General features: G+C 68.8%; 19 protein-coding genes and 3 pseudogenes. 9 read left to right on the top strand and 13 right to left on the bottom strand.

The annotated features are described in order from the left end of the window. Window positions 1-18: 18 nt before the first annotated feature. The 3 genes from OG580_RS36230 to OG580_RS00275 form a co-directional block, all read right to left on the bottom strand. Entirely contained in the window at window positions 19-975 is a 957-nt protein-coding gene (locus OG580_RS36230; RefSeq protein ID WP_354006213.1) for an RICIN domain-containing protein, read from the bottom strand. 30 nt (window positions 976-1,005) lie between these two features. After that, complete coding sequence (locus tag OG580_RS00280) at window positions 1,006-1,755, bottom strand: transposase (protein WP_267041591.1); 750 nt, start codon at window positions 1,753-1,755, stop codon at window positions 1,006-1,008. Window positions 1,756-2,195: 440 nt separating this feature from the next. After that, on the bottom strand, window positions 2,196-2,714 hold the full coding sequence (locus tag OG580_RS00275; protein ID WP_267041590.1) for a hypothetical protein: 519 nt from the start codon (window positions 2,712-2,714) through the stop codon (window positions 2,196-2,198). 345 nt (window positions 2,715-3,059) lie between these two features. Between OG580_RS00275 and OG580_RS00270 the strand changes: the two genes are divergently transcribed. After that, complete coding sequence (locus tag OG580_RS00270; RefSeq protein WP_267041589.1) at window positions 3,060-4,184, top strand: AraC family transcriptional regulator; 1,125 nt, start codon at window positions 3,060-3,062, stop codon at window positions 4,182-4,184. Here the strand turns inward: OG580_RS00270 and OG580_RS00265 are convergent. Next, window positions 4,132-4,248, bottom strand: a pseudogene (locus OG580_RS00265) (AAA family ATPase); the annotation flags it as partial. The gene OG580_RS00270 and the pseudogene OG580_RS00265 overlap by 53 nt on opposite strands. Before the next feature lie 125 nt (window positions 4,249-4,373). Here OG580_RS00265 and OG580_RS00260 point away from each other — a divergent pair. The 5 genes from OG580_RS00260 (at window position 4,374) to OG580_RS00240 (ending at window position 9,095) form a co-directional block, all read left to right on the top strand. After that, on the top strand, window positions 4,374-4,847 hold the full coding sequence (locus OG580_RS00260; RefSeq protein WP_267041588.1) for a transposase family protein: 474 nt from the start codon (window positions 4,374-4,376) through the stop codon (window positions 4,845-4,847). Window positions 4,848-5,177: 330 nt separating this feature from the next. Beyond that, complete coding sequence (locus tag OG580_RS00255; protein WP_267041587.1) at window positions 5,178-6,362, top strand: pyridoxal-phosphate dependent enzyme; 1,185 nt, start codon at window positions 5,178-5,180, stop codon at window positions 6,360-6,362. Next, complete coding sequence (locus tag OG580_RS00250) at window positions 6,359-7,054, top strand: transcriptional regulator (RefSeq protein ID WP_267041586.1); 696 nt, start codon at window positions 6,359-6,361, stop codon at window positions 7,052-7,054. Before OG580_RS00255 ends, OG580_RS00250 begins: the two co-directional genes overlap by 4 nt. Window positions 7,055-7,109: 55 nt before the next feature. Next, window positions 7,110-7,286, top strand: a complete 177-nt coding sequence (locus tag OG580_RS00245; RefSeq protein WP_267041585.1) for a hypothetical protein — start codon at window positions 7,110-7,112, stop codon at window positions 7,284-7,286. Window positions 7,287-7,706: 420 nt separating this feature from the next. Then, entirely contained in the window at window positions 7,707-9,095 is a 1,389-nt protein-coding gene (locus tag OG580_RS00240; RefSeq protein WP_267041584.1) for a DUF5685 family protein, read from the top strand. 406 nt (window positions 9,096-9,501) lie between these two features. Here OG580_RS00240 and OG580_RS00235 read toward each other — a convergent pair whose 3' ends face one another. The 3 genes from OG580_RS00235 to OG580_RS00220 form a co-directional block, all read right to left on the bottom strand. Beyond that, window positions 9,502-10,302 (bottom strand): Ku protein, encoded by an 801-nt coding sequence (locus OG580_RS00235; RefSeq protein ID WP_323182537.1) that lies wholly within the window; start codon window positions 10,300-10,302, stop codon window positions 9,502-9,504. A 77-nt stretch (window positions 10,303-10,379) separates the two neighbouring features. Then, window positions 10,380-11,468 carry an alpha/beta hydrolase gene (locus tag OG580_RS00225; RefSeq protein ID WP_267041583.1) on the bottom strand — a complete coding sequence of 363 codons (1,089 nt, stop codon included), beginning with the start codon at window positions 11,466-11,468 and terminating at the stop codon, window positions 10,380-10,382. Between the two features lie 434 nt (window positions 11,469-11,902). Next, the gene (locus OG580_RS00220; protein WP_267041582.1) at window positions 11,903-13,186 is read right to left on the bottom strand and encodes a lectin; all 1,284 of its coding nucleotides are present in this window, start codon (window positions 13,184-13,186) and stop codon (window positions 11,903-11,905) included. Between the two features lie 285 nt (window positions 13,187-13,471). Between OG580_RS00220 and OG580_RS00215 the strand changes: the two genes are divergently transcribed. Further along, on the top strand, window positions 13,472-15,316 hold the full coding sequence (locus OG580_RS00215; protein WP_267047838.1) for a ricin-type beta-trefoil lectin domain protein: 1,845 nt from the start codon (window positions 13,472-13,474) through the stop codon (window positions 15,314-15,316). Window positions 15,317-15,363: 47 nt separating this feature from the next. Then, a complete protein-coding gene (locus tag OG580_RS00210) occupies window positions 15,364-18,477 on the top strand; it encodes a glycoside hydrolase family 3 N-terminal domain-containing protein (RefSeq protein WP_267041581.1) in 3,114 nt (1,037 codons plus the stop codon). A gap of 768 nt (window positions 18,478-19,245) precedes the next feature. On the opposite strand, the gene OG580_RS00205 is transcribed toward OG580_RS00210, so the two are convergent. Continuing rightward, window positions 19,246-20,444, bottom strand: a protein-coding gene (locus OG580_RS00205; protein ID WP_267041580.1) for an IS3 family transposase whose coding sequence is annotated in 2 segments (ribosomal slippage) — window positions 19,246-20,165 and window positions 20,165-20,444 — 1,200 coding nt in all. Because the reading frame shifts where the segments join, the coding sequence is not laid out codon by codon here. Window positions 20,445-20,514: 70 nt separating this feature from the next. Further along, window positions 20,515-20,907, bottom strand: a pseudogene (locus OG580_RS00200) (ATP-binding protein); the annotation flags it as partial. Between the two features lie 72 nt (window positions 20,908-20,979). On the opposite strand from OG580_RS00200, the gene OG580_RS00195 reads away from it, so the two are divergent. Further along, the gene (locus tag OG580_RS00195) at window positions 20,980-21,519 is read left to right on the top strand and encodes a hypothetical protein (protein ID WP_267041579.1); all 540 of its coding nucleotides are present in this window, start codon (window positions 20,980-20,982) and stop codon (window positions 21,517-21,519) included. Window positions 21,520-21,821: 302 nt separating this feature from the next. Here the strand turns inward: OG580_RS00195 and OG580_RS00190 are convergent, their stop codons facing one another. From OG580_RS00190 to OG580_RS00175, 4 genes and pseudogenes are all read right to left on the bottom strand, one after another. Continuing rightward, on the bottom strand, window positions 21,822-22,487 hold the full coding sequence (locus OG580_RS00190; protein WP_267041578.1) for a hypothetical protein: 666 nt from the start codon (window positions 22,485-22,487) through the stop codon (window positions 21,822-21,824). Window positions 22,488-22,994: 507 nt separating this feature from the next. Then, on the bottom strand, window positions 22,995-23,309 hold the full coding sequence (locus OG580_RS00185) for a hypothetical protein (RefSeq protein WP_267047837.1): 315 nt from the start codon (window positions 23,307-23,309) through the stop codon (window positions 22,995-22,997). Beyond that, a pseudogene (locus OG580_RS00180) lies at window positions 23,289-23,492 on the bottom strand (HNH endonuclease); the annotation flags it as partial. The gene OG580_RS00185 and the pseudogene OG580_RS00180, both read right to left, overlap by 21 nt. A 120-nt stretch (window positions 23,493-23,612) precedes the next feature. After that, window positions 23,613-24,203: a strictosidine synthase gene (locus OG580_RS00175; RefSeq protein WP_267041577.1), complete on the bottom strand. Its 591-nt coding sequence runs from the start codon at window positions 24,201-24,203 to the stop codon at window positions 23,613-23,615. Between the last annotated feature and the right edge of the window lie 113 nt (window positions 24,204-24,316).

Genomic DNA, 24,316 nt, shown 5'->3' with positions numbered 1-24,316 from the left:
CGCGGATGCGCGGCTGGATCAGATCTTCCAGACCTGGTCGGCATACTGCGGGTCACAGCCGACCTGGAGCAGGGGAGCCCCCCATCCCGGAGTGGTCCACGAGACGTACATGCACTTGTCGGTCACCGAGTTGCGGAGGGAGAAGCCGCCGGCGACCGGCTCCAGCTTCCACACCTGGTCGCCGAACTCCGGGTGGCAGTCGTATTGGGTGACGGGGGCGCCGTCCTGGGGAGTGCTCCACGACACCACGAGGCAGCGGTCGGTCTTGTGGTTGCGGATCTGGTATCCGCCCTCGACCCGTTCGAACTTCCAGACCTGGTCGGCGTACTGCGGATCGCAGTCCACCTGCTGGGCCGGGGCATTGTTCTCGGGGGTGCGCCAGCTGACGTACGCGCAGCGATTGCTCAGGCTGTTCTGGAGGGATGCGGTGGTGAGGCGGACCTCCTGCAGCCAGTCGGAGAGGAGGTCGGTGCGGACGGAGAGGGCGCCGGTGCGGATCTCGGTGGCGGGGGTTCCGATGCATCCTCCCTGCCAGGAGCGGGAGTTGATGCCAACGATCTCGCCGGAGGCGTTGAGGAGCGGACCTCCGGCATCGCCCTTGCAGATCGCCGCGCCGTTCTTGCCGGTGACTGCGAGGGTGGTGGCCGTGGTGGCGGCGGGGTCGATGGTGAAGGTGCCGGTGTGGGGCTTGTCCGGTACCCACTCGGTCTTGGTGCGGCCGAAGCCGACGGCCGTCAGTTCGGTGCCGCCCGCCGTGGCGGCGGCTACCGAGAAGGTGGTCGACAGGCGGGCAGGTGTGGTCGTGATGACGGGCGTGGCAAGGCGGACGAGGGCGGCGTCCCGGTCCGCGCGGGGGGCGACCTCGACGACCTCGATCTTCTTGCCGTCGCTGAGCGTGGCGGTGGTCTTGAGAGCCGGCTTGCCGGCGAGGACGGTGGTTCCCGGGGTGGTGGCGAGGCAGCTCGCGGCGGTCAGGACCCAGAATCTGTCGACCAGTGAGCATTTTCAGCGTTGACGCTCAAGGGTGAGGATGGCTGCGGCGATGGCGGTCATGCGGTTGGGGCTGCAGCGGGCCCGGCGGAAGATTCGCCAGGACTTCAGCCTTGCGATGCTTCGTTCGACCGGCGCCCGTGCCGCCGACAGGGCCCGGTTGATCGTCTGCTGGGTCGTGGTGAGGTCCCGGCCGGGAAGCCGTCTGATCGGTGTGGTCACCCAGGGGCCGGCGCCGATGTAGGCGCGGTCGGCGAGGACGGGAACGCCCTGGCGTTCGCAGATCCGGATGATGCGGTGGGTACGGGCCGCGGTCAGGTCGTGCGTGCGGCCGGGCAGCGCGGGCGAGATCCACAGCAGCTTGCCCGCGGCATCCGCCACGACCTGCACGTTCACGCCGTGACGGCGGTGCTTCTGCGAGAAGTCCGCCCGGCTGTCGCCGACCCGGTCACACTCAGCGAGCGTCCCGTCGAGCAGGACGTAGTCCGGATCGGCCTCGCGCAGGACCCGCAGGAGACCGGGCGCCCGGCCGGACAGATGCTCGACGACGGCCGTGACGTAGGCGTGGGCGGTGCCGACGGATATGCCGAAGCCGGCGGCGATCTGCGCGAGCGTGTCGTGCCGGCGAAGGTAGACCAGGCCCACAAGAGCACGCTGGTGGGGCGGCAGCTTGCAGCGGCGGTCACCCTCACGGGTGACGATGAGCATGGATACCCACTCGACCAGAGCATGAGGCAGGTCGAGTGCGGCAGGATAGGGAACCAACGAGGCTCCTGCGCTGATGAGTTGAGACGTCGAACACCTCTCTCAACGGCACAGGAGCCTCGTGCGTTGCGGGACGCTGGCCCGTCACCCGATCAGTGGCCACTCTGAAAGAGCTCAGTGTTCCGGTACAGGCGCGGGAGTTCGCCTCGTCGCCGAGGTCGAGCCGGAGCACGGCCGGGTGTGTGCCTGCGGCGGCCTCGGGGCCGGGGACGGCGCCGGCCGGGGTAGCGGAGAGGAGGGCCGTCGACAACAGGGCGGTGGTGGCCAGGAGGCCGGAGATCCGCGCGGCACGCGGACGGAGTGCGGACACGTCTGTTCCTTCGAAGACAGGGCGCGGGCGTGGAGCCATGGCGATGCGGACGCCGGCGCGCGGGCCGACGCATCGGCCGGCAGGTTCAAGGGGTGCGGTGTAAAGAGCGCGGCAGGGGCGCCCTGCAGTGCTACTTGGACGTGCGGATCTCCATGAGCATGAAGTCGCGCCCCTGGTCGTCGGCGCTCTCGCCGACGGAGGTCCAGGCGTTCTTGTTCACGTCGAAGGACTTCTCCTCGGTCCCGGTGGTCATGTCGACCGTCGCCGAGTAGCTGTTGCCCTTCACCGCGAACACCGAGGGAATCTCCAGACTCAGGTAGCCGGCTATGCCGGTGACCCGGAAACAGATCTTGTCGTTGGCGCGGGACCAGACCTCCAGCAGGTCGGTTGCGCTCCCGCAGTCGGCCAGCGTGATGTGGCCGTCCCCGCGCTTCAGCGTGATGCCCCGCTCCACCAGGATCCGGTCGGCGTTCGGATAGCCGAAGTCCTCGATCGCGTAACCGGGCCCCGCCTCGGCGACCACCGCCATCGCGGCCGGGCGCTCCTGCGTGGATACGAACGAGGTCCCGCCACCGACGGCGAGCCAGGCCAGGGCGCCCGCGCCCAGGGCCGCGCCGGCGGTGCGGAGCATCATCTTGCGTGTCTTCAAGGGGCTGTCCTCGTCATCGGTTCGGGTGAATGCACCGAAGCGGTCGGCAATATGGATATGAAGGAAGCCTTCCGAAAGAGGGAGGCCTGCTCCTCGGCGGTCGTCATCTCCGCCCTCGATCCGAGACCCACTCTCCCAATTCTCGACAGGAAACGCATTGACGGAGGATGCACAGTGTCTTGACGGGCAGTCGACACCGCCGTTCTGACTGAACCCCTGAAGGTTTAATTCCGGATTACTGGCCGGAGGGGGAATGCCTGATTCGGGTGCCGGTCGCCGACCCCGTGCGCGCCACACCGCGGAACTCCTTGTCCGGGTGGCTTTCGCTGCTGTAGACACATGGGCATGCTGCCCGAGATGACGTTTCGCAGTTCCGACTTGCCGCCCGCCGAACGGTTCGAGTGCTGGCGAGAGCTCATGTCGAAGACTCACGCCCCCCTGGACCTGCAGAGCGATTATGCGGACGATTTCTGGGTGAACCAGCGCACGATATCTCTGGGGGAATTAACCGTCTACCCTTTGGAATGTAATCCCCTCGCGTGGCGACGCACGCCGAAACTGATAAGGCAGTCAGACCCCGAGGCCTTCCACCTCTCGCTCATCAAGCGCGGGACTGGAGTAGTCACCCGAGGAAAGGACAGCGTCGCGCACAACGCTTTCGAGTACCACACCAGCGACACCTCGCGCGCGTTCGAAATCACTTCCATCCGGGATTCAGTCGAGGTCATAGGAGTGGAAATCCCCAAAGATCTCCTTCCGTTGCCCCCGCGTATCGCCACCCAGGTCGTCGGTAAGCGCATCTCGTCCCGAGGCGGCATGGGGGCCCTGCTGGCAACCTTCCTCGACCAGATAGCCAGGGACAGCCACTCCTACCAGCCGGCCGACGGCCCACGCCTGAGCACCGTGCTGGCCGACCTCGTCGCTTCGCTCTTCACCGGTGTCCTCGACGCCGACCGGTCTCTGGCCCCGGAGACCCACCGACGCACCCTGACGCTCCGCGTCATGGCCTTCATACGAAGCAACGCCGACGACCCGCGGCTGGATGTCTCCACGATCGCCGCCGCCCACCACATCTCCGTCAGCTACCTCCACCGCCTGTTTCAGCAGGAAGGCGACGGGGCGACAGTGACAGGGTTCCTGCAACAGCAGCGACTCGCGCGAGCACGCCAGGACCTGGCAGACCCCCTGCACCAAGGGTTGCCCGTGTACGCCGTCGCCGCCCAGCGCGGCTTCACCCATGCGTCCGCGTTCAGTCGGGGCTTCCGGGATGCCTACGGCATCACCCCGGCGGCCTTCCGCGCTCAGTCCCTGGCCCTCCTGCACACAGAGGGCGACGCACTTCCCGGCCCCAATGATTCTCGTGCACTGGCCACGTCACTGTGCAACTGCCCCGGGAGGCTCAGCCGGCTTTGGTGGGCTCCTCGGCTCGTGCGCGGGCGAGGCGGTAGGAGTTGGTGCCGAATTCGATGATGGGGCCGTAGAAGGTGAGGCGGTCGATGATGGTCGCGTGGAGCCTGGGGTCGGTGAAGGTCCTCGGGCAGGAGCGCGGGCATGTCGTAGACCTCGGCTCCCAGCACGCGGTGGTAGCTGTCGAAGAGGTTCCGCTGTCCCAGGAAGTTGGCGGGCACGCTGCCGCAGAGGCGGGCGGAGAGGGTGTCCTTGGCCGAACTCACCTCCGTGCTTGGGTGGACGACCACCTTGCGGCGGGCAGATCGACGGCACCGGAACGGGCTTGCGCATGACCCGGTCCGGCCAGGCAGCTGCGCGGACATCACCCATGTCCGCCAGTTGGGCCCGGTCAAACTCCTGGTGGACTGCCCAGCGGTGGAGATCCTCGCCGACGCCAGCTACCAGGGCCTCGGTGTCCAGACCGGTGGACGCGTGGTGACGCCACCACACCGCAAATTCAAGAAGAACGCCGCGGGCTGGTACGAGGAAAGACGCGAGCGACAGCGCAAGGCCCATTCCTCACGACGGATCCCTGTCGAGCACAGCATCGCCCACCTCAAGAACTGGTGGGCACCGGCCCGCCACCTCGGCCGCCGCGAGCATGCGAGCGATACCGTCCAAGCCGTTGCCGGCCTGCTCTTCCACCGGCAGACCGCGGACCTGGGCCCTCAACGACAGAGGTGAGCGGCGGTCCCACCGATATTCTCGCCGTCTCACCGCTTACCGTGCATGAGCTCGCCAGGGCCGTCCCGTAAAGACCTTGGAGTCGCCTCGGGCGCACGGGGTGTCCGGAGCATGACAGTCGGAGCCGCTCACCATCCCCGCCGGGATCACTCCACCGGCTCTCGCCGGTTTCGGGTGGCTACCGGCTGGCGCCGGGCAGTGCATCGACGGTGATTCGACTTGCTGTGTAAATCTGGATAGTGCGTCTAATGTGGGCGGGCCGGGTGCCCTTCGGGCTGCGAGACCCAGCGACACGACAGCACGTCGAGCGAGTTGAAGCCGGAGCCGCCCATGAACGCCGAACAGCACTCAGCCGTTACCGCCCCCGACCTCTACGATCGGTCCGGGAAGCGCTACTCGTTGGACGATCCTCGCTGGCGGGGCGAGGACGGCAGCCCCCTCGCTGTCAGTGCACTCCAGGGCCTGCGTCCCGAGCAGATCGACATCGCCGAACGGTCCCTGTGGCGCTACCACGCGGCTCTGCCCGTCCCGGCCGCCCGACGGGTGAGCCTTGGCGAAGGGTGTACGCCGATGGTTCCGGTCGACTGGGGCGGCCGACGTGTCCACTTCAAGCTGGAGTGGTTCAACCCGACCTCCAGCTTCAAGGACCGGGGCGTATCGGTGATGATGTCCCACCTTGTGGCGCACGGCGCCGACCGCGTACTCGAGGACAGTTCGGGCAACGGCGGTTCTGCGGTGGCCGCCTACGCCGCCGCCGCCGGCATCCGCGCCAAGATCATCGTTCCCGCCGCCACGTCAGCGGCCAAGATCCTTCAGGCCCGCGCCTACGGAGCCGAGATCGAGCTCATGGGCGGCACCCGCGACGAGGTCTCCGACGAGGCGATCCGGCAGTCCGAGCGGATCCCCTACGCCAGCCACAACTGGCACCCCATGTTCATCCAGGGCACCAAGACCATCGCCTATGAGATGTGGGAGTCCCTCGGCTTCACCGCGCCCGACAACGTGGTCCTCGTGGCCGGAGCCGGCAGCAACATCATCGGATGCGACCTGGCGTTCGGCGAACTGCTCGACGCCGGCCAGATCGACAGGCGCCCGCGCCTTTTCGTCGGGCAGCCCGAGCACTGGGCGACCATCGCCGACACGTTCAGCGGCGTCGACCCGGCCGGCCGCGGCGAGCGGATGCCGACGATCGCCGAGGGCGCGTCCATCGCCCACCCGGTCCGGCTGCCCGAGGCGGTGGAGGCCATACGCCGCTCCGACGGCGCTGCTTATGCCGTCCCCGAGGCGGAGATCCACGCAGCGGTCCGTGCACTGAGCGCGCGAGGCTTGTACGCCGAACCGACCAGCAGCGTCGCCGCGGCCACCCTCGATCACTTCATCGCGACCGGAGACATCGCTCCGGACGAGACGACCGTGGTCGTGCTCACCGGTGCGGGGCTGAAGTCCACCGAGAAGATGGCCGCGGTGTTCGCCGGGCACTGTGACGGCGCTCAGGAAGCGAGCAGCGCTCGATGACACACCCCACCGGCCGACGAGATGACAAACGCGCCGACCAGCCCGACGTACCGGAAGACGGGCGCTACCTACCGGATGACGAGCACCTCGTACGGGAAGCCGAGCGCATCGCTGTCGCCGTCGGGCGCATGTTCCCAGGCCTGTGCGAGGTCGTTCTGCACGATCTGCGCCGACCCGACAGCGCCATCCGCATCATCGAGAACAACCTGTCGGGACGGCAGGTCGGCGATTCCGCCACCGAACTGGGCCTGCGCCGCATCGCGGACCCCGACTACCCCGGCGTCATCCAGAACTACAGCAACCAGTTCCCCGACGGACGCCCGGCCAAGAGCACCTCGATCGGCATCAAGAACGCCGAGGGACGTTACGTCGCGGCCCTGTGCCTGAACCTGGACGTCAGCACACTGTCCCCGCTGGCCCTGACCCTCGCCAGCCTTGTGGCCACCGATGTCGAGCACCAAGGCGAGGCCCTGGAGACACTGCGCGACCGCACCGGACGCGAACTCCGCTCGGCCATCGACTCCTTCGCGGCGCAGCGCTCCAGCACCCCGCGTGGCCTCAACCGTGACCAGAAGCGCGAGCTGGTGCGGCAGCTGCATCACGAGGGCTTCTTCGAGACCCGGAGCTCCGCACAAATCATCGCCGACCAGCTCGGCGTCTCCCGGGCGACCGTCTACAACTACACGAAGTAGCCATACCGATGAACGCCCTCAGCACCGGCCGCGATATGTCCCAGGAAGAGCATCCATGGCCAACTCCCCGACCCACCGGACGACCGCCTCCAGCAACATCCGCCTGGCCAGCAGCACGGCCATGATCGCCCCACTCGGCCACCACTCGCACGTCGCGGTCCACAACGGCGTCGCCCACGTATCCGGCCAGCTCCCATACGGAATGAGCACGCTTGTGGCGCACTCCTCTTAGATGGCTCCTCAGTGTGCGGATGTCTGTACGAATCAGCGGATCCGAGGGAGCGGGCGCCCCGCGGACATGATTCCGCCGTGGAAAGACCGGGCACGACGAACGTGGACAGCCTGCTGCGTCGGAGGACCAGGACGAAGACGGCACCACGACGGACAAGGCCGCCCCTACGCCTGCCTAATGGCCTGGAGGTCTTGGGCAAGAGCCGCCGACGGCCACCTGGCACACGCGCCGGGGCCGCGTCGGGCTTCCGCGGGCACTCTCGGAAAGTCCCCATCTAGGATGGGGACCGCTTCTGGATGGCGCATGCGGCAGATGGCACGTGCGGTCGTGCCGGTGATGCGGCGTCCGTCCGTGGGCCGTCCCTCCATGGGGCGTCCTAGCGGATGCGCCTGGGTAGATGTCCTGCGGGGGAGATTGTCGGTGTTCGGAATCATCAGACCATGCCGCCATCGGCTGGGCGAGGGCTTGCGTACCGAGTGGATGGCGCACTTGTGTGGGCTGTGCCTGGCGTTGCGCGGCGAATACGGGCAGTTCGCGAGGGTGGCCACCAACTACGACGGCCTGATCGTCTCGGTACTGACCGAAGCGCAGTCGGAGCGAACGGGCGATTGGCGGCGAGGGGCCGGTCCGTGCCCGCTGCGCGGGATGCGGTCGGCGGACGTGGCACAGGGCGAGGGTGCGCGGTTGGCTGCGACGGTGTCGCTGGTGCTCGCCGCCGCGAAGATACGCGACCATGTTGCCGACGGTGACGGCCTGTTGGGGCGCCGCCCGGTGGCGATGGCGGCACGCCGGATCGCCCATGGCTGGGGTCGTGCGGGTGCGGCGGGCGGCGACCGGCTCGGCTTCGACACCTCGGTGCTGCTCGAGGCTGTCGAGCGCCAGCCGCAGATCGAGCGGTCGACCGGCCGCGGCGGCTCGCTGCTGACGGTCACGGAGCCCACGGAAACGGCGACCGCCGCGGCCTTTGCGTACACCGCCGTACTCACGAACCGCCCGGACAACGCGGAACCGCTGGCGGAAGCCGGTCGTCTTTTCGGTCGACTGGCTCATCTGCTGGACGCCGTGGAGGACCGGTACGCGGACGAGGCGTCGGGTGCGTGGAACCCGATCGCCGTGACCGGCGCGGACCGTGCTGAGGTGCGCAGGCTCTGCGACGACGCCGTTCACGGGATCCGGCTTTCCTTGTCCGACGCCGTGTTCGTCGACGGGCGCCTGGTACAGGCCCTTCTGGGCGGCGAGTTGGAGCGCGCTGTCGATCGGGTCTTCGACCCCCGGCATCGCCACCATCGGCACAGCAATCAGGCGCGTGGCCTGCGCATACTGCCTTGGGTGGGGCGCCGTACGGCGACGGAGGAGCCCTTGCAGACCGGCACGGGCGCGGCTTGCGGAGTCGGAGCGCTTGCGGGTACGGCCCCGGAGGGTGCGCCGACGGCATCGGGCCGACCGCCGGAGGGGGAGTGTCGGCGGTGTCGCGAGCAGCGCCGACTGTGTGCCGATTGCAGGCTCTGCTACAACTGCTGCCGCTGCGACGATGACGCGGATTCGGGTGATGGAGAGCCGTGGCGGTTCGGCGACGGCAACCGCCAGGGCGGCTCAGGCCGGGACGCTTCCGGCAGGGACGGTGCCGGAGGCGACGGCTGGTTCGGCGGGCATGGCGGCGGTAACTCGGGAGGCTCCTCCGGCGGTTCAGGCGGAGGCCACGCGTCCGGTGGCTCCGGTGGCTCCGGTGGTTCAGGCGGGGGCTCGGGTGACGGCTGTGGCGGAGGCTGCTGCAACCCCTGCAAGTGCTGCTGCGACTGCTGCGACTGAACGGCGGATGAACCACGCGGGGCCCCGAGGGAGGGAACCGGGCCCCCGTCGGCCCTCAACTGCCTGGTCCTGGCCAGGGCGTCGGCGAGCTCGTCGTGGTTCATGTTGGATCGGCCGCGGTTGTCGGCCTTGGTCGCCTTCTCGTACAGCTCCACCTTGGTCAGGGACCGAAGTGACGGGGATCGGGCGGGTCCGGAAGAGCCGGTCGCGCGCTTCTTCGCCGCAGCAGGCTTCTTCCCGGCCGCTTTGGCGCTTGCTGCGGAGGTGCCGGCCTTCTCTCCGGTGTCCTTCGGGCTGTGGGCCCGCTCGACGCTCGATCGCAGGGCCTCCATGAGGTCGACGACACCGGTGGGCTGGGCGGCCGGCTCGGCCTTCTCCGTGCTTTCGCCCGCTGCCTTGGCTTCGATCAGCGACGTGACTCCTCCTGCAAGGTGTCGTGGAAGTCCTCTGGATTCCCTTCGGTGGTCAGGGCATCGATGAGCTGGTGGGGCCATCTGCACCTCGGACGCGGTCGGCTCCGTCTTGCCCGGCAGATCGGGGACTTCCTCGTGAGGTCACGGATCTCGTCGGCCCAATGCAGGGTGTGCAGGTCACCCTCGGCCTTGAGCGCGACAAGGTACTCACGGCCGCGCATCACGAAGGTCGCGATGCCGGCCTTGTTCGACTCCGCCGGCACTCGTTGCAACAGGGCGTACGCCTGGCCGTACTGCTCACCTCGGGGCCCGAGGTAGTACGTCTTGTCGAAGAAGATCGGGTCAACGGTGTCGAGAGCGAGGAACTCTGACACCTCCAGTGCCTTGGAACGCCCTGGTGCGATGTCGTCGAGCTCCTTCGGTTCGACGATCACGTACTCGCCGCCCGTGTCGAAGCCTTTGACGATGTCGTCGGAATCGACCTCATGGCCGGTGCGTTCGTTGACGCGCCGGTTGCGGATCGGTCCGCGGTGCCGCGCTGGAGCTGAGGGAAGGGGATCGTGTGACTGTCGGTCGCGGTGAACAGGGCAATCGGCAGCGAGACGAGCCCTGCCGCCCCGCCACTCCACCCACCGCGGATCATCGAGAGCCCTCCCGGCCCCCGGAAGCCCGGTACGGCTCAGCAACTCGATGAGGTTCTTGTCCTCGTAGGCGAGACCGAGATTCTCACCGCGCGCGGTAACGTGACGACCTCCGGTCGGGGACGGCAGGTGAACGACGATCGGTGCTCCCATGCCCGGCGAGCGCCCCGCACCTGCTGCGCCCGGCGGGTGTCACCTGGTTGCGATGGTGGGCGGACCGAGATCAAGCCCTAACGCGAACCGTTGCCGACCGGATGGTCAGGCGGCAGGCAGGATCGCACCTCGGGGTGGTCCGCGTTCAGGTGGTCGAACGGTGTCTGCCGGGCGTCGCGCAGGTGCTGGTCGAAGAGGGCGCGCAGGTAGGTACGGGTGATCGTCATGGTGCGCAGGCCTGAGGTGGCCGCGCCGAGCGGCATACCGAACTGGTCGGCCAGCAGGCCGAGATCGGTGAAGGACGGGTGCTTGGCGCCCGCCACCACCAGCCAGCGCTTCCAGCCGGTCAGTAGTGGCCAGTCTCGGGCCCAGGTGTCCGCAGCAGGCCCGTCGCCGGGGGAGTACTGGCCGTCCCGGCCGAGAAAGAGGAGCGGGCGGTCCAGGCCCGTGTGCGGGATCAGAGGGCCGGTACTGCCGTCCACGTTGCTCCCCACGCGGATGCGCTCGTCTGCAAGCATCGCCGCGATGGTGGCCGCGCCGCCCGCGGAGTGTCCGGCCATGCCGATCCGGTCCGGGGCCAGCACGTGCGCGCCTGCCCACGGCGGGTTGTTGCCGAGCAGCTGGTCCAGCACGAAAGAGGCGTCCCGGGCGCGGCCGGTCTTCACCTTGTGCCAGAACTCGGCGTTGCGCGCAAACCCGTGGCCGAGGGCGAAGGCGGCCACCCGGCCGTCCGGAAAGGTGGTGGCCGCGGTCTCGTAGGTGTGGTCGATCGCGACCGCGACATAACCGTGGCTGGCCAGGTCCTCGCCGATCGAGGTGAGTGTGGCGCGGGGCCGGGTGAAGCCGGGCGAGAGAACGATCAGGGGCAGTTGCCGCAGCCCGGGGGCGAGAGGGGTGTCCGGGAAGGCGTTGGTGCGCACCGAACTCAGGGCGTCGGGCGCGATGGCTACCTGCTGGCCGGCCAGGGTTTCCGCCGACTCGGTCTGCGTGAGGTAGCGGGCGCGCGGACCGGACGAGCGTGCGGCCGGGTACCAGATCGAGATCATCAGCTCGCGCGTCGGCGCGTCCGCGACCCACGGGTCCGGTCGGGAGACATCTTCGAGGTACACCGATGTGGTGCCGACCGGATGAGACCCGGTCGGCGTCGGCAGGGTGGGTATGACCATGCGGTGCATGGTTGTCGGCCGCGCCCGACTGCGCCATCGGGGAGATCCCCGATTTGTGAGTCCGGGGTGCTTGCAGAGCCCGCGCACCGCGGGGCGGAAACCGTCCGCTCGGATACTCGGATACGTCGTCGAACTTCAGTGGCACGGACCGTTGCCCGGGCGAAGCATCCACCTCAACGGCTACGCCGTTCCGACCTCCCAGGCCCTCTGCCACCCGACGGTACCGAGCACGCCCTGCGGGTCCAGCTGAGGGAGGACGGAGCCGAGGCGACCTTGCGGGTCATCGTGACGATCTCCGGCTCCCCGACTGCCGCGGGGAGCCGGAGACCCTGGGGGCGACTTTGCCCCCGCGCGACCAGGATGACCTGGCCGCCGGGAGCGTCGGTCTGGTGCAGGCGGACCCGAAGGGACCTCAGCGCTGTCGGACCGGGAACTCAGCCCACGGTCCACTTCTGTGGCGCGGTGCCGTTGCAGGTCCAGATCTGCAGCCGGGTGCCGTTCGCCGAGTTGCCGCTCGGGATGTCCAGGCACTTGTCCGCCGCGACGTTCACGATGTCGCGGGCCGCCTCCACACGCCATTTCTGGGCGCCGGTGCCGTTGCAGTCGTACAGCTGGAGTTTGGCGCCGTCCGTCGTGGATCCGGCGGTGACGTCCAGGCACTTGCCGAGGGCACGGATCGATCCGTCGGCGTTCACGGTCCATCGCTGGGCTGCGGTGCCGTTGCAGTCGTGGAGCTGGACCGGGGTGCCGTTCGCGGGGTTCGCCCCGGCCACGTCGACGCACTTGCCGCCGAGGCCGGTGATCGGGCCGCCGGTGCCGGTCGGCGGGGCCGGCTGGTCGTTCGTGACCCGGACGTAGTCGACGGTCAGAGTGTTCGGCATCGGGGTGCTGCCGTCCGGGTCGCCCGGCCAGTAGCCGCCGACGGCCAGGTTGAGGATGAGGAAGAACGGGTGGTCGAACACCCACTGCCGACCGCCGAGATCGGCCGGTGTGCGCGTCTGGTAGGTGACGCCGTCGACCTTCCAGACCAGCTTGTTCGGCGCCCATTCGACGCGGAAGGTGTGGAATCCGTCCGCGAACGGTGCGCCGATCGAGTAGCCGGCCCCGATGCCGCCCGAGCCCGAGTAGCCCGGACCGTGGAGGGTGCCATGCACGGTGTTCGGCTCGAAGCCGACGTTCTCCATCACGTCGATCTCGCCGCTCTGCGGCCAGCCGACGCTGCCGATGTCGTTGCCGAGCATCCAGAACGCCGGCCACATGCCCTGGCCACGCGACATCTTCAGCCGGGCCTCGAAGGTGCCGTACGTCTGGGTGAACTTGCCGGACGTGTTTAGCCGGGCCGAGGTGTACTCGCAACGGCCGTACCAACAGTTGTAGTTGTCCGGGTTCTCGCGTCGAGCGGTGATGACCAGGTTGCCCTGGCCGTCGTGCACGGCGTTGCGGGTCGAGTTCGTGTAGTACTGCCGCTCGTGGTTGTTCACGTTGTCGCCGGTCTCCAGGTTCCACTTGGAGCCGTCGACCGGTGTGCCTGCCGGGGCGTTGAACTCGTCACCGAACGTGGTGGCCTGGACGCCGATTTCGGCCGCGACCGTTGAGGCCGAAGTCGTCGCCGCGATCGCGGACGGCTGGGCGGCGGGGCTCACCAGAGCCGCCACCGTGGCGCATCCGAGGCCGAGGGCCAGGAGAAGTCGTGATCGTCGAGAAGGTAGTGCGGACATCGATGTCACCGCCGACGGTCGAGTGTGTCGTGGACGGCAACGAAGAGTGCCATTGTCTGGACCAAGCCGACAAGACCTTGAGTCGAATCCGTTCCCAACCGGGCTTGTCCGTTCGGGAGTTGTATGCGGGAGGGGTTGACGTGCACGAGGCGTCTCCATAGCTTCACACCTTAAAGAAAGACCGAAGGTCTGCGTCCTTATCGAAAGGTCTGTCAGGTGCACTACAGAAGCAGCTCCTGGTTCGGCCCCCGTCGCGGGCGGCGCCCCCGCCGTCTCGCCGCTCTCGTGACCGGTGCCCTGCTCGGGAGCGGCCTGGTCATGACCGGTCCCGGCGTTGCCGAGGCCGCCGGCGAGCGCGTCGACGTCTGGCTGACCACCACCTCGGACGCGGGCGGCCGTACCGTCACGCGAGGTCTCGCCCCGCAGACGCCGATCGCCTTCGGCCCCGCAGGCGGCAGCGCGAACCGCACCATCACCGTCGACGAGAACACCACCTACCAGCAGTTCGAGGGCGGTGGCGCGTCGATCACCGACACCACCGCTCACCTCCTGCGCGGCGGCGCGATCAGCACCGCCACCCGCGACGAGGTCATGCGCAAGCTGTTCTCGCCGACCGACGGCATCGGCCTTTCCTTCGTCCGCAACCCGATCGGCGCGTCGGACCTCTCCCGGCCCGGCAACGTCTCCCTCGACGACACCTGTTGCGACCTGAACGACTTCGGGACCAACGGCTACGACACCGATGTGCGGCTCCTCACCGTCCAGGCCAAGCAGCTCAACCCGGCGATGCGACTCAAGGCCGTGCCCTGGAGCGCCCCCGGCTGGATGAAGGACAACGGCCGGATGGACCAGATGGGCTGGCTGAAGTCGGAGTACTACCCGCTCTACGCCCAGTATCTGGTCAAATATATCCAGAGCTATCAGGCGGCCGGCGTCAAGGTCGACTACCTCTCCGTGCAGAACGAACCGAACTGCTGCCAGGCGGGCAACCCCACCGCCATGAACTACCCGGGTATGAGCTGGAACCCGTCCGGCCTCGTCGAGTTCACCAAGAACCACGCCTACCCGGCCTTCCGGGCCGCCGGGATCACCACCAAGGTCCTGGTGCACGACTGGAACTACGGCGATTACGCGAACTTCGGCTCCGGCGTCCTGAACGACGCGGGCGTGCGCAACGACCCGCTCTTCGGCGGCATCGCCTGGCACGGCTACGCCGGTGACCCCGCCGTCGGCAGCCAGGTCCACGACCAGTACCCGACGGTCAAGCAGTTCAGCACCGAGCACTCCGGCGGCACCTGGGTCGGCAACCAGCACAACGAGGACCTGAAGGACATCGTCGGCTACGCCCGCAACTGGAGCAGCAGCCTGACGAAGTGGAGCCTGGCGCTCAACCAGGACATGGGCCCGCACAACGGGGGATGCGGCACCTGTACGGGGCTGATCACGGTCCAGGAGGGCGGCCCGCGCGCCGGGCAGGTCGACTACACGGTCGAGTACTACACGACCGGCCATCTCACCAAGTTCGTGCGCCCCGGCGCGTACCGCATCGCCTCCACGGCCGACTCCACCGTGCAGAACGTCGCCTGGCGCAATCCCGACGGCTCCAAAGCGCTCATCGCCCACAACGGCGGCGCCTCCGCGCAGTCCGTCCGCGTCGACTGGGGCGGCCAGTCCTTCACGTACACCCTGCCGGCCCGCACCACCGCCACCTTCACCTGGTCCGGTACGACGACGAACGCACCGGCCGGACCGCTGACCGGTCTCGCCGGGAAGTGTCTGGACGTGGCAGGCGCGGCCACCGTGGACGGCACCCCGGTGCAGCTCTACACCTGCAACGGCACCACGGCCCAGCGGTGGACCCTCGCCGCCGACGGCACCGTCCGGGCGCTCGGCAAGTGCCTGGACGTGACCGGGGGCGGGACCGCCGACGGCACCAAAGTCCAGCTCCACACCTGCAACGGGACGGGTGCACAACGCTGGTCGTACAACGCCGCGACGCACGACGTCGTCAACACGGCGGCCGACAAGTGCCTCGACGTCACAGACAACACCTCGACGGACGGGACCCGCACCCAGATCTGGTCCTGCACGGGCGCCGCCAACCAGAAGTGGACCCACCAGCCCTCCTGACGTACCGGCAGCCACCACCCGTACCCCTCTCTCCAGGAGACCATCGCATGCCACATCCGCACCCCCTCCGTCGCAGGAGGGCCGGCGGCGCCCCGCCGCTCGCCGTCACCGCCGTGACCGCCGTCCTGGCCGGACTGCTCGCCGGAGCCGTACCGAGCGCCACCGCGTCCGCCCCCGGGGCCGACCCGGCGCCCCGGGCCGTCGACCGCTTCGAGGGCGAGATTCCCTTCGCCGGACCGCCCGCCGAGGGCCTGTTCACCTGGGGCAGCGACACCGACGACCACCCGGAGCTCACCCTCGCCGAGCGCGCCGACGCCCCCGAGGGCGCCAAGGTCCTCGAAGGCCGCTACGACATCAGCGGCTGGGGCGGTTTCACCCACGACTTCGCCTTCGACAAGCCGGCGCACGACTGGACCGCGTACAAGGGCATCCGCTTCTGGTGGTACGGCCAGAACACCGCCCCGCTGCCGCCCGGCTCCGGCAAGCGGATCAACTTCGAGCTCAAGGACGGTGGCGCCAACGGCGAGGCGTCCGAGCTCTGGACCACCTCCTTCACCGACGACTGGGAGGGCTGGCATCTCGCCGAGATCCCCTTCTCGGAGTTCCACTACCGAGCCGACTACCAGCCGGTCGGAGGCATCGACCAGGTCCTCGGCCTCGACAGGATGTGGGGATACGCGCTCACGCTCCCCACCGGCGCGCCGGGCGGCCGCTTCGCCGTCGACGCGATCGAGCTGTACGGCAAGGCAGAACCGGCCCTGAACACCCAGGTCGTCACAGGTGCGGTGGTGCACCCGGTCGACGAGGGCGGCACCGCCCGGATCGACGTCTCGGTCGCCACCACCGGCTCCCAGCCGACCGGCGACCCGGTCACCGTCGCGTACACCACGGACGACGGCGGGCCCGCGCAGCCCGGTACCGACTACACCCCGGTCAGCGGCACCCTCGTCTTCCCCTCCGGGACGCCCTCCGGGACGACCCGCTCGATCACCGTGACCACCCTGAAGGACGAGACCGGCGAAGCGGCCGAGACGATCCCGGTGAGACTGACGGTCGACGGCGCGAAGGCGCCGGCGGAAACGCCTGTCGTCGCCGTGAACGCGCACGGACTGCCCTACCTGGACCGGCGGCTTCCGGTGAAGAAGCGGGTCTCGGACCTGCTCTCCCGGATGACGCTCCAGGAGAAGGCCGGCCAGATGACGCAGGCCGAGCGCAACGCCCTGCGCTCGCCCGGCGACATCGCGGGCTACGGCCTCGGCTCGCTGCTCTCCGGCGGCGGCTCGGTCCCGACCCCCAACACGCCCGAAGCGTGGGCCAGGATGGTCGACGCGTATCAGCTGCGCGCCCAGGCCACCCGCTGGCAGATCCCGCTGATCTACGGCGTGGACGCCGTGCACGGGCACAACAACGTCATCGGCTCGACGATCATGCCGCACAACATCGGCATCGGCGCCGGACGCGACGCCGCCCTCGCCGCCCGCACCGGCGCCGTGACGGCGAAGGAGGTCCGGGCCACCGGCGTGCCCTGGGACTTCGCCCCCTGTGTGTGCGTGACCCGGGACGAGCGCTGGGGTCGCTCCTACGAGGCCTTCGGCGAGGACCCGGCGCTCGTCACCGCCATGGAGACCGTCATCGACGGGATGCAGGGCGCGAGGGACGGCCGGGACCTCGACCGGAACGACAAGGTGCTGACCACCGCCAAGCACTTCGTCGGCGATGGCGGGACGGCCTTCGGCTCGTCGACCACCGGCTCATACACGATCGACCAGGGTGTCACCCGGGTCACCCGCGAGGAACTGGAGGCAGTGCACCTCGCGCCCTTCGCCGAGGCCGTGAAGCACGGCGTGGGCACCGTCATGCCCTCGTACTCCTCGCTCGACGTCCTCGGCGACGACCAGGGCCCCGTGAAGATGCACGCCAACGCCGAGATGATCAACGGGGTGCTCAAGGACCGGATGGGCTTCGAAGGCTTCGTCATCAGCGACTGGCAGGCCATCGACCAGATCCCCGGCGACTACCCGAGCGACGTGCGGACCTCGGTCAACGCCGGTCTGGACATGATCATGGTGCCGACGAACTACCAGGAATTCACCAGGACCCTGGTCGCCGAGACGGAGGCGGGCCGCGTACCCACCGCCCGGATCGACGACGCCGTCGCCCGGATCCTCACCCAGAAGTTCCGACTGGGCCTCTTCGAGAAGCCGTACGCGGACACCACGCATCTGGCCACCGTCGGCTCGGCGGAGCACCGCGCGGTGGCGCGCGAGGCGGCCGCCGCCTCGCAGGTACTCCTGAAGAACGCGGGCGGCGTGCTGCCGATCAAGCCGACCCAGAACGTGTACGTGGCCGGCTCGAACGCGGACGACCTCGGCAATCAGGCCGGTGGCTGGACCGTCAGCTGGCAGGGCGCCTCCGGCCGGACGACGACCGGTACCACCATTCTGGAGGCCATGCGGAAGTCCGCCGATCCCGAGGCCACGCTCACCTACTCGATGGACGCCTCCGCGCCCACCGAGGGCCACGACGTCGGAGTGGTCGTGGTCGGCGAGACGCCGTACGCCGAGGGCATGGGCGACGTCGGCAACGGCCACGACCTGGAACTGAGCGCGGCGGACAAGGCCGCCGTCGACCGGGTCTGCGCCGCGATGCCCTGCGGGGTCCTCGTCGTCTCCGGCCGCCCGCAGCTCATCGGGGACCGGCTGCCGGCGATCGACGCCCTGATCGCGTCCTGGCTGCCGGGCACGGAGGGCGACGGCGTGGCCGACGTCCTCTATGGCCGCAAGCCCTTCACCGGTCAACTGCCGGTGAGCTGGCCGAAGTCGGACGGCCAGCTGCCACTGAACGTGGGCGACACGCGCTACGATCCCCAGTTCCCGTACGGCTGGGGCCTGACCACGCTCCGCGGCACCCCGCAGGGCGGCGAGCCGGCCCTGCGGGCGATCGGCCTGGCCGCCCGCGCCCTCCAGAAGGCCGGGCACGGGAAGTCCGCCGCGGCAGGCCGACTCGTGGACCGAGCCCGGCTGATCGTCCAGGACCGCATCGGCCAGAACATCACCGAGCGGTCGGCGAAGCCCTTCGCCGACGCCGACCATCTGCTGCTCGTCGGCGACCCTGCCGGCGCGGTCGGCAAGCTGACCGAGGCATTCCGCGCGGCGCGCTGATCGTCCCGGAAAACGGGTGCGACCCGTGGCCCCGCACGAGGCGGAGCCACGGGCCGCTTCCGTTTTGGGCGCCCCGAGGCGATCGAACCGCCGTCGCCTTCACCTACGAGGCCCTGGTCCGCAGGACCGCAGTCGGCACCGGCTCGGCCACCGGCTCCGAAGCCCGCACTGGGCGTCGCGTCGGACAACGCACCGTGGCCGATCTCCGGCCTCACAGGCCTTCCGATCCTTCTCCCGAGCGCAACCCCTGCCACGAACCTACGAAGCCCTCCGGCCCACCGCGCTTCAGCAGGCCCGTCCGGTTGACCTGCCCGAACACCCGGCCACTTCACTGCGGTGGCCGGTTGGGCGGGGTGGGCGTTGCATGGTAGGCAGCGCGGTCCACCCGTCTCGTCGAATGGGCGTTCACAGAGTGCGTCTGTGCCCACCAGACGGACTGTCATGCCCGCCCCGTTTCACTCTGTCCATGGCGGGGATGAAACCTGTCCCGTACCTCTTCCTGTCTTTCCTTCTCGTCGAATCCGACACCAACCATCGGCGCGAGCCTGATGACTGCGGTGTCGTGCTGGCGAATTGGCTGCTACCAGCCCGCACATCTGCACCAACAGAATCCCTTCCCGCCATCGAGCCGGCGTGCTGTTCGAGGGCGATGAACTGGGTGCCTCGCGAGGTGCGCACCTACGGCTGCACGTAGTGTGATGTCACCGTCTTCGCTCCTGCTTGCTGGGCGAGGCTGACTGGGGCCTTGACCCCGGATTTTGAGCGCGTCTATGCCGCTTGGGCCAGGGTAGTTGCTGTGGGTTGGACGTCGTTCTCGTAGGCGATCGGAGATCGCTGGCCGAGGCGGGAGTGCCGGCGTCGGGTGTTGTATCGGGTCAGCCAGCGGAAGGCTTCGAGTCGCGCTTCACGCTCGTTCGCCCAGCCTTTGCGGCCCTTGAGCGTCTCCCTCTTGAAGGCGGCGTTGAAGCTCTCCGCGGCGGCGTTGTCCGCGCTGGACCCGATCGCACCCATGCTCTGCCGGACCCCTGCTGACCTGCAGATTTCCGCGAAGGCCCGACTCGTATATTGCGAGCCGTGATCGGTGTGCATCACCGCTCCGGCCAGGCTCCCGCGGGTCCGCTCGGCGGCCGCCAGGGCGTCGATGACGAGCTCGGTGCGCATGTGCTCGGCGATCGCCCATCCAGCCAGCCGGCGTGAGGCGAGGTCGATGACGGTCGCGAGATAGAGCGGCTTGGAGTCGCTGACCGGCAGGTAGGTGATGTCGCCGACGTACTTCGTGTTCACTGCGGCCGCGGTGAAGTCACGGCCGATCAGATCCGGCGCCTTCGAAGCCGTCTGGTCCGCGAGGGTGGTGCGGTGCCGACGCCGCAGACGCACTCCCTCGAGCCCGATGGTCCGCATGATCCTCGCGACCCGCTTGTGGTTGTCCACCGGGCCGCCCTCGTCACGGAGCTCGGCGGTAACCCTGGGGACTCCGTAGGTGCCGTCGGAGTCCTGGTGGACCTTGCGTATCCGGGCCGCGAGCTCGGCCTCGGCGATCTGCCGGGCCGTCCGCGCGGCTGCGGTGCGGCGCCAGTAGTAGAAGCTCGAGCGGGAAACCCCGAGGATGTCGCAGAGCCGCTTCACGCCGTGACGGCGCTGGTGATCCTCAACGGACTGGCAGCGGTTCACCAGCGCGTCTCTCCCGCGAAATACCGAGCCGCCTTGTGGAGGATGTCGCGTTCTTCCTCCAGCTCACGGATCCTCTTGCGTGCTGCGGCCAGCTCCGCCTGGACGTCGTCACCGCCGGCCTGCGATGCGGAACGGTTGCCGGGGCGGCGCCCGTCGGCGGCCCGGATCCAGTTCCGCAACGTCTCGGTGTTCACCCCGAGATCAGCCGCAACCGACTTGATCGTCGCTCCCGGCCTCGACCGGTACAACGAGACCGCGTCCGCTTTGAACTCGGCGGGGTAGTGCTTCATCCCCACAGGGACTCCGTTCTCCTGGACCATCAAGATCCAAGTCTCTCCGGTGTCCAAAATCCGGGGGCAAGGCCCGGACGTACTTGACCCGGAAGCCGGCCATCGCGGCCTCGGTGCCAAGCGTGATCAGCAGGTGCGGCTTGCCCGTGCCGGAGTCGCCGATGAGGCGGAGCGGCAGGCCCTTCTCGATCCATTCGCACTTGGCGAGGGTGTGGACCATGGCCGGGGCGATGTTGGGGTTGGCGTCGAAGTCGAACTTGCGCAGCGACTTGTCGCGGGGGAATCCGGCGGCCTTGATGCGCCGCTCGGACCGGCGGCGGGCCCGGTCGTCGCACTCGGCCAGGAGGAGCTTGGAGAGGAAGCCGAGGTAGGACATCTGCTCGCGGCCAGCGTCGCCGGTGTCTGACGCCGTATCAGGACAGGGCCTGTGGGATGTGCTGTCCGACGCGGCGACGGATTGGCCCTTGATCCACCTCCTGATGTACAACACTTCAGCGATCGAACGTGATCGCGAAATCGTTTCAGTCATCGGGGGATTGACATGAAGTCAACTCAACGCTTCATCAGCAGCTTTGCGGTCGTCGTCATGCTCGGGGCAGTCGCCGCGTGCGGCCCGGAGGACACCACCGCCGACGGCGCGTCCGGCGGCTCTACGGCCTCCGCCCAGCCGTCGGGGAAGCCGCCTGCGGGCGGGAGCTCCTCGGGCGAGCCTGTCAACGACTGCGGGAAGTCGCCCACGCTGCCGGTCGGCCGCAAGATGGTGGAGATCGCCGCGCCGCCGTCGAAGGGCTCGATGTCCGCGCGGGACGCCCGGCCGACTTGCACGCCCAATGACTGGATCTACCAGGGTCAGGGCGAGGCTAAGTACTACCTGTTCGCGCAAGAGGTGAAGGCGGAGCTGTCCGCCGGTCCCGGCTCCACGAAGACGGTTCCCGTCGGCGAGCTGTGGACGCATGCCGGTGACTGCATGACGAACCAGGCCGCGGTGAAGTCGCCGTACAGCTGCTCCGGGAACATCTACGACATCACGCTGGACGGCGAGGGCAACGTGAAGACCATCAAGGAGGTCTGGCACCCGTAGCCCTCCCTGGCGCTGTGCGGCTGGCCGCTCGTGTGCAGTCGGCTGCACACGAGCGGAATCGGGTGCCTGTCAGCCCGAACGGGCACTCCTCCAGGCCCGTGGCCGGACGCCAGACCGACGGGTGCGGCGGGTCGGCGGCCGGCTCCAGACCCGCCGCCGTGCGTCGGGCATCGAGCGCGTCCAGGTGGTTCCGCGCCGGCTCCTCCTGTGCTGCTCTCAGTGTCATGATGCCTGGGACCAGCGGCTGACTATGTCGGTCGGCTACAGCACGGGTTCGTAGTGGACGATGCTGGTGGGGCGCTTCAGGTGGTCGTGTCGGGCGCTGGGGCCTGGCCGACGAGGTAGATCCGGTTGCGGAGTTCCGTCTCGGCCCAGTCCAGGTCAACGCGTAGGTCGAGCCAGACCTGGTCCTTGCGGTTGCCCGGCTGGTCGAGTCTGACGGCGACCCAGGAGAACACGCCCTGGAGGATCTCCCGTCTGCGTCCGGGGCTGGTCACTGAGAGCGCAAAGGGCAGGGCGATGCCGGCCCGGGTGACGATCAGGTGGCTCTTATCGTCCGGTTGGGGGCGGCCTCCGGTGAGGTAGCGCGGTGCATCGACTACCTTGATCCATTCCAGGGCCGCGCCGGGCACTTGCTGGTCAAGGATCTCCGCGATGGAGTCGCGCACTGCGGCGGCAGGCTGTTCGCCAAGCCAGCCCAGCCAGTGGTCGGGCTCCGTGAGTTTGGCGAAGTCGTCCTTGGGTGGGCCGTAGTTCGGATTTTCCACGAACTCGCCGGTCAGCTTCCCGTCTTGACCGACCCGCCAGACGCCCTGGACAGCTTCCCCGGGGACGTAGCCGTTGGGATCGCCGATGAGGTCGGGGTCGATCACCGCAACCGACCCGCCCGGGTTCGCAGCTGCCTCCGCGACGAGCTCGGGCGGAGGCGACTGCAGGATGCGACGCCGCTCGGCCGATATGTCCCCCATGTGTACTCCTTCACCTGGTTCGTTCGAGGAGGGCAGCACCGCCCCGCCTGGGGAATGTTTCCATGAGCGCTGTCGGCCGACGTCCCAGGGGTTGGATTGAAGCGGGTTCTCGATGCGGATCCGTCAGCAGTGCGTCACAACCAGCAGATATCCCGCAGTCGCACGAACTGGTGAGCCCTGTGCATTTCCCCGTCGTCGACGGCCGACTCGCCTCTCCCTTCCGTCTCGCCACGGACGCACGGCGCCGCCCGCTCGGACGCACGGCGGGTGACCGGGGCGGCATAGGAGACGGTCCCTGTGGTGAGAGCGGTGAAGGTGCGCAGACGAGCGCGGACAGGCAGCGCCATGGCCATGGGGTCGTGGGCAGAGGGTTCCCTTGCGGCAGGTGAGTGGAACGGTAGAGGGGCCGGTCCCGCGATGAACGCGGGACCGGCCAGGTGTCACCCCGAGCGGTGAGCGGCGCGCGGAGGGATCAGCGGCGCGCCCGGGGAGCTCGCGCGGCGGGGGTCAGCGCAGGCGCAGTGTCACTTCGGCGACGTTCTGGTCGTCGAAGGTGACGCTGAACGTCTCCCGCGTACCGGATCCGCAGGCCTCGAACTCCCGGTTCTGGCCAACGACCGGGCCGATACGGACGACGGCGCACTTGCCGTCCCTACGGGTGTCGTCGACCCAGCCGTACACCTTCACGTCGCCCATGTCGCAGGCGAGAGACCATTGCGCGTGGGCGCCGTCGATCCAGGGGGAGCGGCTAGAGGGGCAGCGGTCCGCACTCGCTGTCGCGCCGGTGGCGACGACGAGGCTGGCGGCAAGTCCCCAGCGCATCTTGGTGGCGACCCATTCGGAGACGTACCGGCAGTGCGCGTCGGGAAGCGGCGGCATCCACTGGGCCGGGTCCTGATCGGCCTTCGACCGGTTCGACCTGGCAGTGACCGCAACGAGTGAGGTGGCAGCATCCTGGTCGTTCGCGTACGCCTCCCGCCGTGCCGTCGTCCACGGGCTCGCACCAGCTGGTGGGAGGCGTCATTCGAGGCAAGCCATATTCCCGAGCACCGGGTGGCGCCCAGTCCGGGGCGGGTGGATTGATTGCTCAGCAGGTCCGTCGGACCTGCTCCATGCTCTGGCCGTTCACTCCTGGTAGCACGGGAGGATGTCGCCGTTCTTGACGAACGTCAGGGCAGCGGCGACGTCGTATGCATGGATCGCAGAGGCGAGCGGTGCCAGCTGGTTGGTCAGGCCCTCGACGGCGTCGCCGGTGAAGAATGCGTCCCGTGCTGCGCTGTCGCTGAACCCGAGGACGAGGGAGGCATGGAATCGCTGGTCGTGGGGGTTGTCGTGGGCGACGTTCGGAGTGTCCCATAGCTTTTCGCTCCAGGGCAGGAACGTTTGCGTGCGCAGTTCCTTCAACGCTGCAGTGTCGGCGAGTGCGTAAACGAGCTGCTGGTTGACGAACTTCCGGAACTCGCCTGCGCCGACCCCGTCTCTGCGGCGCAGGTAGATCAGGGTGCGGGCACCGACCGTCTCGCCGGGGGCGGCGACGTCATACCAGCGGGAGGAGTTCGGCGGGCCGGCGTAGAGCAGGGTGCGGCGGAACACGTTGATCTCGTCGGCGTGGGCCAGTTTCGTCTGCTTACGCCCTTTCAGGGGCGCAAGCGCCGATTGGAAGGTGACCTCGGCGACGCCGTCGATCTTCCGGTCCGCGGGGATCGAGGTCTGCACCCCGCCGGCCACCGGCCCGGGTTGTGCTCGGCGAGGTGGATCTGTCGGTACTCCTCCAGGCCCGGGGTGGCGGAGATGATCCCTGAGTGCGGTCCCTTCCAGTGGTCCATGCC

Source organism: Streptomyces sp. NBC_00094 (assembly GCF_026343125.1).
Taxonomy (GTDB): domain Bacteria; phylum Actinomycetota; class Actinomycetes; order Streptomycetales; family Streptomycetaceae; genus Streptomyces.
The sequence above is the reverse complement of the archived record's forward strand: the minus strand, read 5'-3'. Positions and strand labels throughout refer to the sequence as shown.

Bases quoted from the DNA above. Each gene is read 5' to 3' on its own strand.
- OG580_RS00195 (WP_267041579.1), top strand. From the start codon at position 20,980: ATGAAGTCAACTCAACGCTTCATCAGCAGCTTTGCGGTCGTCGTCATG.
- OG580_RS00190 (WP_267041578.1), bottom strand. From the start codon at position 22,487: ATGGGGGACATATCGGCCGAGCGGCGTCGCATCCTGCAGTCGCCTCCG.
- OG580_RS00245 (WP_267041585.1), top strand. From the start codon at position 7,110: ATGGCCAACTCCCCGACCCACCGGACGACCGCCTCCAGCAACATCCGC.
- OG580_RS00235 (WP_323182537.1), bottom strand. From the start codon at position 10,302: ATGGGAGCACCGATCGTCGTTCACCTGCCGTCCCCGACCGGAGGTCGT.
- OG580_RS00210 (WP_267041581.1), top strand. From the start codon at position 15,364: ATGCCACATCCGCACCCCCTCCGTCGCAGGAGGGCCGGCGGCGCCCCG.
- OG580_RS00250 (WP_267041586.1), top strand. From the start codon at position 6,359: ATGACACACCCCACCGGCCGACGAGATGACAAACGCGCCGACCAGCCC.
- OG580_RS00220 (WP_267041582.1), bottom strand. From the start codon at position 13,186: ATGTCCGCACTACCTTCTCGACGATCACGACTTCTCCTGGCCCTCGGC.
- OG580_RS00270 (WP_267041589.1), top strand. From the start codon at position 3,060: ATGCTGCCCGAGATGACGTTTCGCAGTTCCGACTTGCCGCCCGCCGAA.
- OG580_RS00225 (WP_267041583.1), bottom strand. From the start codon at position 11,468: ATGGTCATACCCACCCTGCCGACGCCGACCGGGTCTCATCCGGTCGGC.
- OG580_RS00185 (WP_267047837.1), bottom strand. From the start codon at position 23,309: ATGCGCTGGGGACTTGCCGCCAGCCTCGTCGTCGCCACCGGCGCGACA.
- OG580_RS00255 (WP_267041587.1), top strand. From the start codon at position 5,178: ATGAACGCCGAACAGCACTCAGCCGTTACCGCCCCCGACCTCTACGAT.